This window comes from Ewingella sp. S1.OA.A_B6 (genome assembly GCF_049889095.1).
Taxonomy (GTDB): domain Bacteria; phylum Pseudomonadota; class Gammaproteobacteria; order Enterobacterales; family Enterobacteriaceae; genus Ewingella.
In genome coordinates this window covers 142204-155549 of sequence record NZ_JBLJFK010000005.1, presented here as the reverse complement: position 1 = coordinate 155549, position 13346 = coordinate 142204, and the positions used below count along the sequence as shown (strand labels likewise).

8 protein-coding genes are annotated in these 13346 nt (G+C 52.0%); 2 read left to right on the top strand and 6 right to left on the bottom strand.

Annotated features, from left to right (window positions below; all coding sequences use genetic code 11):
- Nucleotides 1-155: 155 nt before the first annotated feature.
- Nucleotides 156-2489 (bottom strand): aerobic respiration two-component sensor histidine kinase ArcB, encoded by a 2334-nt coding sequence (gene arcB, locus ACMV8I_RS13105; protein WP_498865650.1) that lies wholly within the window; start codon nucleotides 2487-2489, stop codon nucleotides 156-158.
- Nucleotides 2490-3372: 883 nt separating this feature from the next.
- Between arcB and gltB the strand changes: the two genes are divergently transcribed.
- Entirely contained in the window at nucleotides 3373-7830 is a 4458-nt protein-coding gene (gltB, locus tag ACMV8I_RS13100) for a glutamate synthase large subunit (RefSeq protein WP_498865649.1), read from the top strand.
- A 9-nt stretch (nucleotides 7831-7839) separates the two neighbouring features.
- Nucleotides 7840-9258 carry a glutamate synthase small subunit gene (locus ACMV8I_RS13095; RefSeq protein ID WP_498865648.1) on the top strand — a complete coding sequence of 473 codons (1419 nt, stop codon included), beginning with the start codon at nucleotides 7840-7842 and terminating at the stop codon, nucleotides 9256-9258.
- A 132-nt stretch (nucleotides 9259-9390) separates the two neighbouring features.
- Here the strand turns inward: ACMV8I_RS13095 and sspB are convergent, their stop codons facing one another.
- The 5 genes from sspB to zapE all read right to left on the bottom strand — a co-directional run bounded on the left by sspB (nucleotide 9391) and on the right by zapE (nucleotide 13201).
- Entirely contained in the window at nucleotides 9391-9900 is a 510-nt protein-coding gene (gene sspB, locus ACMV8I_RS13090) for a ClpXP protease specificity-enhancing factor (protein ID WP_498865647.1), read from the bottom strand.
- A gap of 3 nt (nucleotides 9901-9903) precedes the next feature.
- Entirely contained in the window at nucleotides 9904-10545 is a 642-nt protein-coding gene (gene sspA, locus ACMV8I_RS13085; RefSeq protein ID WP_498865646.1) for a stringent starvation protein SspA, read from the bottom strand.
- Between the two features lie 368 nt (nucleotides 10546-10913).
- Nucleotides 10914-11306 carry a 30S ribosomal protein S9 gene (rpsI, locus tag ACMV8I_RS13080; RefSeq protein WP_140472419.1) on the bottom strand — a complete coding sequence of 131 codons (393 nt, stop codon included), beginning with the start codon at nucleotides 11304-11306 and terminating at the stop codon, nucleotides 10914-10916.
- Between the two features lie 15 nt (nucleotides 11307-11321).
- Nucleotides 11322-11750: a 50S ribosomal protein L13 gene (gene rplM / locus ACMV8I_RS13075; protein WP_498865645.1), complete on the bottom strand. Its 429-nt coding sequence runs from the start codon at nucleotides 11748-11750 to the stop codon at nucleotides 11322-11324.
- Between the two features lie 329 nt (nucleotides 11751-12079).
- Nucleotides 12080-13201: a cell division protein ZapE gene (gene zapE, locus ACMV8I_RS13070; RefSeq protein WP_498865644.1), complete on the bottom strand. Its 1122-nt coding sequence runs from the start codon at nucleotides 13199-13201 to the stop codon at nucleotides 12080-12082.
- Nucleotides 13202-13346 lie beyond the last annotated feature (145 nt).

The following is a 13346-nucleotide window of genomic DNA, read 5'->3' as shown; positions in this document are numbered from 1 at the left end:
TTTCGCTTATATTTGTTATGTTGGTTCCTACAAGATGTATTAGACTTTACGGCAGAATTACCAAAGCTTGCGAAACCAGAACCCTTATAATTGTCGCGGGTTAACGATTTCCCTGGTGTTGGCGCAGTATTCGCGCACCCCGGCCTCGGCTGGGGTTATTTTTTTCCAGCGTTTGCTGTCCATTCACGTAAAATCTGCACATCGTTACGCCACTCCAGCTTCAACTCATCAATCCATTCCTGAACATTGTCCCACCATGCTGGCAGCGTTGGGGTCTGAATTTGTTGTGCCAACTGTTGCAGATGTTTCAAGCCAACCGACCCTGCTGCTCCTTTGATTTTATGACCCTCTTCGGCAATACCTGTCTGGTCGCGGGCAATCATGTTGGAATCGAGCACGGCCAGATAATCTGGCATCATTTTTTCAAACATGTCAGCGCTCTGGTAAATCAACTGCGGGCCAACCAGATCGATGTACTGCTCCAACATGGCAGTATCGAGTAAAGTGTCGCTGTCTTTCATCACTACGGGTTCCTTTTCCATTACGGAAGCGTCTGGCTGATGATCCCAGAACTGCTGGATCATCGCGGTCAGCGCAGCAACGGACAGCGGCTTGCTCAGCACATCGTCCATACCGGCATCGAGATACTCTTTTTTATCTTTCAGTACATTGGCGGTAAGCGCTACCAGTGGCGGCAGATGCCGCCCGGCGTAGTCATGACGTAACTTACGGGCAATATCCAAACCGGTCATATCGGGCAGTTGAATATCAAGCAGCACCAAATCAAACTCATCCGGGTCAAACATAGCCAGTGCATCATGGCCGTTCATTGCCACTTCCACGCTGTTGCCCAGTTTTTCCAGCACCGATCGCGCAACGATCACGTTCAGTTCTATATCTTCCACCAGCAGCACGTTCAACGCAGGTAAAAGCAGTTCTTCATCTCTTTCGCTGAGCGGCTCATCCAATATCGCCGCCTTGACCGTCAGGGTGAAGCATGAGCCTTTGCCCTGCTCACTGCATACCGTGATGTCGCCGCCCATGCTCTGCGCCAAACGTTTGGATACAGCCAGCCCGATCCCCGTGCCAGTCGCCGGTTTACCGCCGTTTTGATCCTTCACCTGGTAATACATGGCGAAAATTTTGTCCTGTTCATCTTGCGGAATACCCATTCCAGAATCCTGAACCTCGAACCGCAGCAATTCGCCGCCGTCGTGATGAACGCGCACCACGATTTCCCCTTCGCGCGTAAATTTCACCGCATTACCAATCAGGTTCCACAGAATCTGCCGCAGGCGCGTGCCATCCGTCATGATGTTATGCGGCAGCGGTAAATCGGGTTGCATCACAAACTTCAGCCCTTTGGGCTGAACCAGCAAGCCGGAAAGGTTTTCCAAATCGGAGAGGAAACCGGTGAAATCGACCTCCTGGATATCAAGCTGCATTTTGCGGCGCTCAAGTTTATCCATTTCAATAATGTCGTTAAAAATATTGCCCAGCGTGATGGCACTGACATGAATAGTTTTCAGATAATTGTGCTGCTCAGCGTTGAGATGTGTATCGAGCAAAATCCGGCTAAGGCCGACAATGCCGTTAAGCGGTGTACGCAGCTCATGGCTGATCGTTGAGATAAAGGTAGTCTTTTCCCTGCTGGCATTCTCCAGTGCGTCCTGGTAGCGCTTACGCTCCGTAATATCGCGCCCGAACCCCATCAACCCGTGACGCTTCCCGATGCGGTCATAAAAAGGCACTTTACGCAGTTCGAAGCAGGCTTTGCGCCCATCGGGATACACCAGCCACTGTTCATAGGTCAGCGAAACGTTGTGGCGAAACACTTTCTCATCAGTTTCCACCACCTTTTCGGCGATGTCCGGACTGTAGACGTCATTAGGCGTCAAACCCACCAGTTGTTTTTCACTTTTACCGGTCAGCAGTTCCATCGCGCGGTTACAGCCGGAAAATTCTTTATCTTCGTTACGGTAATAAACCAGGTCCGGCGAGGCATCAAGGAAAGACCGCAGCAAGGCTGATTGCTGACTCAGCTCAATTTGAGCCTGTTCGCGATGATGCATTTCCAGTTTGAGTTTATCCACCACGGCAAGGCGCGCTTCTTCGGCTTTAACACGGTCGGCAATTTCCTGGTTCAGCTGTGTAATATTGTCTTTCAACTGCTGATTCAGTTCGAGGTCGCGATGGCGCATCTCTTCGAGCTTATCCACCAGGCGCGACAAACGCTGACGGGATTCTTCAAGTTGTTCCACGACGACCGAAAGGAAATAGACTGCCCATGGCGTTATCAGCAAACCGAAGAAGATCGAGCGGACCACATCGATGCTCTCAACCTTACCGTGTAGCAACAAGGTCACGGCCATCTGGACAATCATCGCCAATACCACCAGCGCGGAGGCCAGCAGCAAAGAAAAACGGACTAATCCCAGTTTGACCATCAGATCAACGTAATACTGAGCTAACACCCGGACTTGCTTCATAACAATTCCCTTAAGAATAAGACGTTCGAATGATACCCCATTTATACGTTCAGATAAGCCCGATATAAGACGGTGATTGGCGTGGAACCCCCACATTGTGATCGGCTTAGTGACCTGCACGGTTGCGGGGCTTAGGGTGGTGCATTAAGGCATAATTGCGTGCAGATATTGACTAGCCATCAACCGGATATTATTGATACCGAGCGGTTTTATTTAACAAGACCCCAATCATTTCAGGCTTTACGCCCATCCCCGGAAAAAGAACCCGTCATTCCTCTGGCGTCAAAAAGAATAAATATTCACTATTACTGCAAATAAAGTCATTTGAGCTGATATGAATAATTCTTATTATCGCGGTCCTTTTCGTGCATTATTACTGTCTGATTAAAAATAGTCACAAAGCACATGCAGTAGCACTTTTGCAGTATAAAACACTGCAATAATTACCACTTCCAGCACGCTGTACAGTTAGCGTGCCTTCTGGACAGTGAGACAGCTCACACTTCAGGGTACAAACCTTATTGAATTCAGGGGTTAAAAAACACCATAAAACCTTAACTTATCAAAAACTTAACTTCACTTATGAGGTTTTCATTCTCACTTAAATCCGAATTTGACCTGCCTGTGCTTTCTCGCTAAGTTGGAAGTCCGCTGGAAGCAATCTCGACGGGTGTACCACTCGTCATATTTATGCAGTAATTGAAGACTCCCTCATAAAAACAAGTCAACCACCACTTGTGAGAACCGTCACGAGGGGCCTTTGACCGGGAAACTCAGGCATTCAACGCACCGAAAGAGTGCGCGAAAATGTGAGCCATCCCTGTCTAAAAGCCCCCTCGCAATAGGTGTGAGAGTCTCGCAGAGCCTGGGGAGGTTCACGAATATGTTGTACGATAAATCCCTTGAGAGGGACAACTGTGGTTTCGGCCTGATCGCCCACATAGAAGGCGAACCTAGCCATAAGGTCGTGCGTACAGCAATTCACGCACTGGCTCGTATGCAACACCGTGGTGCTATTCTTGCTGACGGCAAGACCGGCGACGGTTGTGGCCTGCTGTTACAAAAACCCGACCGCTTTTTCCGCATGGTTGCCGAAGAACGCGGCTGGCGTCTGGCCAAAAATTACGCCGTTGGCATGATATTCCTCAGTAAAGATGAAGAAGAAGCTGCCGCGAGCCGCCGCATTGTTGAGGAAGAACTTCAAAACGAAACGCTGTCCGTGGTCGGCTGGCGCGACGTGCCGACAAACCCTGACGTTCTCGGCGAAATTGCCCTTTCCTCCCTGCCCCGCATCGAGCAAATTTTTGTTAATGCGCCGGCCGGCTGGCGCCCGCGTGATATGGAACGACGCCTCTATATGGCGCGCCGTCGTATTGAAAAGCGCATTACCAATAAAGAGTTCTACGTTTGTAGTTTCTCCAACGTGGTGACGATTTATAAAGGCTTGTGTATGCCAGCCGATCTGCCGCGTTTCTATCTTGATCTGGCAGACCTGCGTCTGGAATCAGCTATCTGTTTGTTCCACCAGCGCTTCTCTACCAATACCGTGCCACGCTGGCCGCTGGCTCAGCCGTTCCGCTATCTGGCGCACAACGGTGAAATCAATACCATCGCCGGTAACCGTCAGTGGGCGCGTGCCCGTGGCTATAAATTTAAAACGCCGCTGATCCCCGATCTGCAGGATGCCGCGCCGTTCGTCAATGAAACCGGTTCGGACTCCAGCTCGCTGGACAACATGTTGGAGCTCTTCCTGGCAGGCGGTATGGATTTACTGCGCGCCATGCGTTTGCTGGTTCCGCCAGCCTGGCAGCAGAACCCTGATATGGATAACGATCTGCGGGCCTTCTTCGACTTTAACTCCATGCACATGGAGCCATGGGACGGCCCGGCCGGTATCGTGATGTCAGACGGTCGCTATGCCGCCTGTAACCTCGATCGTAACGGCCTGCGCCCTGCGCGCTATGTCATCACCAAAGACAAGCTGATCACCTGCGCCTCTGAAGTTGGGATCTGGGACTATCAGCCGGACGAAGTGGTAGAGAAAGGTCGTGTCGGTCCTGGCGAGTTGATGGTGATCGACACGCGCAGTGGTAAAATTCATCACTCTGCGGAAACTGACAACGATCTTAAAGGCCGTCATCCGTACAAAGAGTGGATGGAAAAAAACGTTCAGCGCTTGGTGCCGTTCGAAGACCTGCCTGAAGATCAGGTTGGCAGCCGCGAACTGGACGACAGTGCACTGGAAACCTTCCAGAAGCAGTTCGGCTACAGCAGCGAAGAACTGGACCAGATCCTGCAGGTTCTGGGAGAAAATGGCCAGGAAGCCGTCGGCTCTATGGGCGACGATACCCCATTCGCCGTGCTCTCCAGCCGTCCACGTATTATCTATGATTATTTCCGCCAGCAGTTTGCACAGGTGACGAACCCGCCAATCGATCCGCTGCGTGAAGCCCATGTCATGTCACTGGCGACCAGCATTGGTCGTGAGATGAACGTATTCTGCGAGGCCGAAGGTCAGGCACACCGCCTGAGCTTTAAGTCACCAATCTTGTTGTGGTCTGACTTCAAACAGCTCACCACGCTGGACAGTAAATACTATCGCGCCGAGACGCTGGATCTGACGTACGACCCGGCCGAGCAGGATATGGAAACGTTCGTTGCCAAATTGTGCGACGAAGGTGAGCAGAAAGCCCGTGATGGTGCTGTGCTGTTGGTGCTTTCGGACCGCAACATCGCGCCAAATCGACTGCCACTGCCTGCGCCAATGGCAGTCGGTGCGCTGCAACGCCGTCTGGTTGAGAAAAACCTGCGTTGTGACGCCAACATTATTGTTGAAACCGCCAGTGCGCGTGACCCACACCACTTCGCCGTGCTGATCGGTTTCGGTGCCACCGCTGTTTATCCGTATCTGGCTTACGAAACGCTGGCCAAGCTGGTCGACGCTCGGGTTATAGACAAGAAATACCGTGAAGTGATGCTGAACTACCGCAACGGCATCAACAAGGGTCTGTATAAAATCATGTCCAAAATGGGCATTTCAACCGTGGCGTCTTATCGTTGCTCTCAGTTATTTGAAGCGGTTGGTCTACACAAAGAATTGTGCAACACCTGCTTCCAGGGCGTGGTCAGCCGTATTGGTGGCGCAAGCTACAACGACTTCGAGCAAGACCTACAAAACCTCTCCAAACGCGCCTGGCTGAAACGCAAGACCTTAGATCAGGGTGGTCTGCTGAAATTCGTCTACGGCGGTGAATATCACGCTTACAATCCGGACGTGGTGAATACCCTGCAGGCTGCTGTAAAAAGCGGCGAGTACAGCGACTATCAGCAATATGCCAAACTGGTGAACGAACGTCCGGTTGCAGCGCTGCGCGATCTGCTGCAGATCACGCCGCAAGGTCAGCCGATCCCGGTTGATCAGGTTGAACCAGCCGAAGGCCTGTTCACACGTTTCGATACCGCGGCGATGTCTATCGGTGCTCTTAGCCCTGAAGCCCATGAGTCTCTGGCAGAAGCGATGAACAGCATCGGCGGGCGTTCTAACTCCGGTGAAGGCGGCGAAGATCCTGCGCGTTACGGCACCAATAAGGTCTCACGCATCAAACAGGTCGCCTCCGGTCGTTTCGGTGTAACTCCGGCTTATCTGGTGAATGCTGACGTAATTCAGATCAAAGTGGCGCAGGGTGCTAAACCAGGCGAAGGCGGTCAACTGCCGGGCGACAAAGTCACGCCATACATCGCGAAACTGCGTTATTCCGTGCCGGGTGTGACCCTGATTTCACCGCCGCCGCACCATGACATTTATTCTATCGAAGATCTGGCTCAGCTAATTTTTGACCTGAAACAGGTCAATCCGAAAGCCATGATCTCAGTGAAGCTGGTTTCGGAACCAGGCGTAGGTACCATCGCCACCGGCGTAGCGAAAGCCTATGCCGATCTCATTACCATCGCCGGTTACGATGGCGGTACTGGCGCAAGCCCACTGTCATCGGTCAAGTACGCTGGCTGTCCGTGGGAACTCGGTCTGGTGGAAACACAGCAGGCGTTGGTGGCCAATGGTTTGCGGCACAAAATTCGCCTGCAGGTAGATGGCGGCCTGAAAACGGGTGCTGACATTATCAAAGCGGCAATTTTGGGTGCGGAAAGCTTCGGTTTTGGTACAGGACCGATGGTCGCGTTGGGTTGTAAATACTTGCGTATTTGCCACCTGAATAACTGCGCCACCGGTGTGGCGACTCAGGATGAAAAACTGCGCCGTAACCATTACCATGGCTTGCCAGAACGTGTGACCAACTACTTTAAGTTTATCGCACAGGAAACCCGTGAAATCATGGCGGAACTCGGTATAAGCCACCTGGTTGACCTGATTGGCCGTACTGACCTGCTGCTTGAACTGGATGGCTTCACCGCTAAGCAAAACAAGCTCGACCTCTCAGCACTGCTGGCGACCGCCACACCGCATCCAGGTAAAGCCGTGTACTGCACTGAGAACAATCCGCCGTTCGATAAAGGCCTGCTCAACAAAAATATTCTGGATCAGGCGGCTCCGCATATTGAGTCGAAACAGAGCAAATCGTTCTTCTTCGATATTCGCAACACGGATCGCTCGGTTGGTGCACTGTTGTCCGGCGCTATCGCTGAGAAACACGGCGATCAGGGCATGGCTGCTGACCCCGTGCGTATTAACTTCAGTGGTACTGCTGGCCAGAGCTTCGGCGTCTGGAATGCCGGTGGTGTGGATCTTATGCTGACTGGCGATGCCAACGACTACGTTGGCAAAGGCATGGCAGGTGGACGTATTGCTATTCGTCCACCGATCGGTTCCGCCTTTCTTAGCCACGAAGCCAGCATCATCGGTAATACCTGTCTGTACGGTGCTACCGGCGGCAAGTTGTTTGCTGCTGGCCGTGCGGGTGAACGCTTCGCAGTGCGTAACTCCGGCGCTATCACTGTGGTGGAAGGCATAGGCGACAACGGTTGTGAGTACATGACCGGCGGTATCGTCTGCGTACTGGGCCGGACCGGCGTCAACTTTGGTGCAGGTATGACAGGTGGTTTCGCCTACGTACTCGATGAAGATGGCGAATTCCGCAAACGTGTTAACCCGGAACTGGTTGAAGTGCTCGGTGTTGAAGAGCTGGCCATCCATGAGGAACATCTGCGCGGTTTGATCACCGAACACGTTCAGTTGACCGCATCGGCCCGTGGTGAAGAGATTTTGGCGAACTGGCCGCAATGGGCATCTAAATTTGCCCTGGTAAAACCTAAGTCCAGTGATGTCAAAGCATTGTTGGGTCACCGTAGTCGTTCCGCAGCTGAGCTGCGGGTACAAGCGCAGTAAGAGGTCAAGATGAGTCAAAACGTTTATCAATTTATCGACTTACAGCGCGTTGATCCGCCAAAGAAGCCGCTGAAGATCCGTAAAATTGAGTTTGTCGAAATTTACGAGCCGTTTTCAGCCACTCAGGCGGCATCACAGGCAGATCGATGTATATCCTGTGGTAACCCGTATTGCGAATGGAAATGCCCGGTACACAACTACATTCCGAATTGGCTGAAGCTGGCAAATGAAGGCCGTATTATGGAAGCGGCCGACCTTGCGCATCAGACCAACAGTCTGCCGGAAGTCTGTGGGCGCGTTTGCCCGCAGGACCGACTGTGCGAAGGTTCATGTACCCTGAATGATGAGTTCGGCGCCGTGACCATCGGTAATATCGAACGCTACATCAGCGATAAAGCTATCGAGATGGGCTGGCGTCCGGATATGTCTCACGTCGACCCTACCGGCAAACGCGTGGCAATCATTGGCGCAGGTCCGGCAGGCTTGGCCTGTGCTGATGTGTTAACCCGCAACGGTGTCAAGGCGGTGGTTTACGATCGCCACCCTGAGATCGGCGGTCTGCTGACCTTCGGTATTCCGGCCTTTAAGCTGGAAAAATCGGTAATGACTAAGCGTCGCGAAATCTTCAGCGAAATGGGAATAGAATTCCAACTCAATACTGAAGTGGGTAAAGACATCACCATCGAGGCTTTGCTGGCGGAATACGACGCGGTATTCCTCGGCGTGGGGACATACCAGTCGATGCGTGGCGGTCTGGAGAATGAAGATTCACCAGGCGTCTATGATGCTCTTCCGTTCCTGATTGCCAATACCAAGCAGCTGATGGGTTACGAAGACAGCCCGGAAGAACCCTACACTACGATGGAAAAGAAACGTGTTGTGGTGCTCGGTGGTGGTGATACTGCGATGGACTGCGTACGCACCTCCATTCGTCAGGGTGCAACGCACGTTACCTGCGCCTATCGCCGCGATGAAGAGAACATGCCGGGTTCACGCCGCGAAGTGAAGAATGCCCGCGAAGAAGGCGTTGAATTCAAGTTCAACCTACAACCGCTGAGCATTCAACTTAACAGCGCAGGCCGCGTAAGTGGCATCCGAATGGCCCGTACCGAACTGGGCGCACCGGATGCACATGGACGCCGTCGTGCTGAAGTCGTCGCCGGTTCCGAACACGTGATGGAAGCGGATGCCGTAGTGATGGCGTTTGGTTTCCGCCCGCACAAAATGGAATGGCTGGCTGCTCACGACGTGGAGCTTGATACCCAAGGGCGCATCCTTGCTCCGGAAGGCAGCGATAATGCTTTCCAGACCAGCAATCCGAAAATCTTCGCCGGTGGCGATGCGGTGCGCGGTTCAGACCTGGTGGTTACCGCCATCGCTGAAGGTCGTAAAGCTGCAGAAGGTATCATGGGCTACCTCGAGGTCTAGCAGGCTCGTGTTGTCAGAAAAGCCGCGCAAGCGGCTTTTTTTATTAGCAAAAAACCTAATATCCGTTTCACAGACAATAAAAAACCCCGCATATAAATGCAGGGTTTATGTCGTTTTAGCCGTGTAAAACGCTTATTTTACTACTCGCAACGATGGGCGCCCACCGCGAGGTGGAGTCGGCGGTTCATCATCCGGGCTTTCTTCAGCGACGTCTGGCAAATCACCATCAATGACCGACATTGTCGGTGCAGATGATGGATCTTTGTTATTGTTATCGTCGTCGTTGTGCCCTTCAAATGCCCCTTCTGACTCATAAGCAGCTTCCGGCTCGAACATCGTTCCGGCGCCATTTTCACGGGCATAAATGGCCAATACCGCAGCGATAGGGACAAATACGTTACGCGAAACGCCACCAAAACGAGCGTTAAAGCGAACATCATCGTTACCCAGTTCGAGATTACCGACAGCGCGCGGCGCGACGTTCAGGACAATCTGACCATCGCGGGCGAATTCCATCGGAACCATAACGCCTGGCATTGCCACGTCAACCACCAAGTGCGGCGTTAATTGGTTGTCGAGCAACCATTCGTAAAACGCACGCAGCAGGTATGGACGGCGAGGAGACATGTCGTTCATCTCCATGCCTTAGCCCCGGGTGTGCAAACGCATTTCGCGCTCGGGTTCAGTAAGGGAAGCCAGGAAAGCATCACGCTCGAATACACGGGTCATGTAGCCTTTCAGCTCTTTTGAACCGGTACCGGACAACTCAATGCCAAGCTCAGGCAAACGCCACAACAGCGGTGCCAGGTAGCAGTCAACCAGACTGAACTCTTCGCTCTTGAAGTAAGGCATGTAGGAGAAGATTGGCGCAATCGCCAGCAGCTCTTCACGCAATTGCTTGCGTGCAGCGTCAGCTTCCGGTGCAGAACCCTGCTCAATTTGACGCAGCAGTGAGTACCAGTCGTTTTCGATGCGGTGCATCATCAGACGGCTCTCACCACGGGCAACCGGGTAGACCGGCATTAACGGAGGATGCGGGAAACGCTCATCAAGGTATTCCATGATGATGCGTGACTCAAACAGCGTCAGCTCACGATCGACCAACGTTGGAACGGTACGATATGGGTTGAGGTCAATAAGATCCTGCGGCAGGTGATCCATCTCAACCTGCTCGATCTCAACACTGACACCTTTTTCCGCCAGTACGATACGTACTTGATGGCTAAAAATGTCGGTCGAGCCAGAAAACAGCGTCATTACCGAACGTTTGTTGGCAGCGACAGCCATGAAAACCTCCAAGTTTATCTAGAATAATCTGCGAATAGCCAACTGTCAGGCTGCTATCCTGAACAATCATCTTTACTGCCAGCCAGCAGCTTCGTCCCTCGTTTCATCAACAGGCGCTGGCAAGGTAAACCCAGCCAGGAAGCGCGGCAACAGTCACTGCCCGGTGAACAGGCACAAAAGTGTGTGATAGCTTACCAGATTTTGGTCGGCCTGTGGGAATGGCATAGGGGATTTCGTGGGGAAATGTGTATCAGACGGCAATTTGCTCAAGACTCACCGACCTGCGGGCATAAAAAAACCCGGTGAAGCACCGGGTTTTTGACGTTGTTCTTTGTGTCGGAACACAGCACTGCCGAAGCAGTAAAGAATTAACGCTTGGAGAACTGAGGACGACGACGTGCTTTACGCAGGCCGACTTTCTTACGTTCAACTTTACGAGCATCACGAGTAACGAAACCTGCTTTACGCAGTTCGCCACGCAGACTTTCGTCATATTCCATCAGTGCACGAGTAATACCGTGACGGATAGCACCAGCTTGACCAGAGATACCACCACCTTTAACAGTGATGTACAGGTCAAATTTAGAAACCATGTCGACCAGTTCCAGAGGTTGACGAACTACCATGCGGGCAGTTTCACGACCAAAGTACTGTTCCAGGCTACGCTGGTTAATTACGATGTTACCACTGCCCGGCTTGATAAAAACGCGAGCGGCGGAGCTTTTGCGGCGACCAGTGCCGTAGTATTGATTTTCAGCCATTGCCTATAATCCCGATTAAATGTCAAGAACTTGCGGTTGCTGTGCCGCATGAGTGTGCTCGTTACCCGCGTAAACTTTAAGTTTACGGTACATTGCACGACCCAGCGGGCCCTTCGGCAGCATGCCTTTAACCGCGAGCTCGATGACACGCTCTGGACGGCGAGCAATCATCTCTTCAAAGGTCGCTTGTTTGATACCACCGATGTGGCCAGTGTGATGGTAATAAATCTTGTCAGTACGCTTTTTGCCAGTTACAGCAACTTTTTCTGCGTTCAGAACGATGATGTAATCACCAGTATCGACGTGCGGAGTGTATTCCGCTTTATGCTTGCCACGCAGACGGCTAGCCAGTTCAGTGGCCAGGCGACCTAAGGTCTTGCCCGCTGCGTCAACTACGAACCAGTCACGTTGTACGGTTTCCGGCTTAGCTGTAAAAGTTTTCATTAAAAGCTTACCCAATTAAAGTTACACGTTGGCGAACACCCAAACGCCTATATGTTTTTATAAACCACATAAGAAACCGGGTTTATAAAATAAGTATTGGAGGTTCACACGACCATCAGTCCAGCAAACCTACCCCTTCGAATAGCCATTGCCGGCACTATGAAGTTTCGGGAAAAAAACTTCGTTGTAACGTGGGGTCGCAGGATTATAGAGAAGTCACCGGCAAAGATCGAACCCTTTTTTGACTAAAATGCAGATTTCGCTTCATTCAGTTTAGTCTTTCGAGGATCAATCGCCCCACCCATTTCTGCCAAAGCACAAATTGAAGGTCAAGGCAGGTGCGGCAGCCTGAGATACTCCTCGCTTTGCATCTCTTGCAGGCGCGACAGGCAGCGCTGATATTCAAACTTCAGCCGCTCACCCTGATAAATTTCATACATCGGCGTTTGTGCAGAAATCACCAGTTTGACGTGGCGTTCATAAAATTCATCGACCAGCGCCAAAAATCGCCGGGCAGCATTTTCATCTTTCAGCCCCATCACCGGTACATTGTGGAGCAGAACACTGTGGTAAATCTTCGACAGCGCAATGTAATCCAGTTGGCTGCGGGCTTCTTCGCATAAGGTATGGAATTCAACCGCCAGCACACCGTCGCCGGAGGCAATCGCCTGCAGCGGACGGTGATTAACCTGTAACAACGGGTTGACCTCGCCTTCTTGCCCGGCAAGCTGGTCAAACATATGTCGCATAGCGACGGCAGTCTCCGCCTGCAAAGGGGCCAACCACAAATTAGCCTGCGTTAGGGTGCGTAAGCGGTAATCGATGCCCGCATCGACGTTCATCACGTCGCAATACTCTTTAATCAAATCGATGGCGGGCACGAAGCGCGCACGCTGTAGCCCGTTGCGATAAAGGTTATCCGGCGGAATATTGGAGGTTGCAATCAGCGTAATACCACGCGCAAACAGCGCCTGCAGCAGCGTGGCCAACAGCATAGCGTCGGTAATATCGGAAACAAAGAACTCGTCAAAACAAAGCACATCGGTTTCAGCCTTAAAGCTGTCTGCAATCATTTCCAGCGGGTTTTCCTGCCCCTGTAACTCCGTAAGCTGCTGATGCACCCGCAGCATGAAACGGTGGAAATGCAGACGCAGTTTGCGTTCACCAGGCAAAGTCTGGAAAAAAAGATCCATCAGCCAGGTCTTGCCTCGCCCGACACCGCCCCACATATATAAGCCCTGAACGGGGCGTAAGGTGTCTTTTGCACTGTTTTTTCCAAACAATCGGCCCAACAGGCCAGCAGGCGTTGGTATTTTCATAGCGGCCGGGGTATTTAGCGCATGGTAAATCAGCTCAAGCCGGGTAACGGTCTGCAGCTGAATGTCATCCGCCAGGAACTCTCCGGCAGCTAAGGCACTCTTATATAACGTCAGTGGTGTCGTGGGTTGCATGTCAATCAACGTCCCTGAGAAAATATTTTTCCGTATTTCACGGCGATTATCCGCAGATTTAGGTCCAGTTCGCCGCTTTTACCGCCGGTCTGCTCGTGAAAAAATCGCTTTGCTGTGGTGAATGTCAGCGCAGGATTCCACTCGG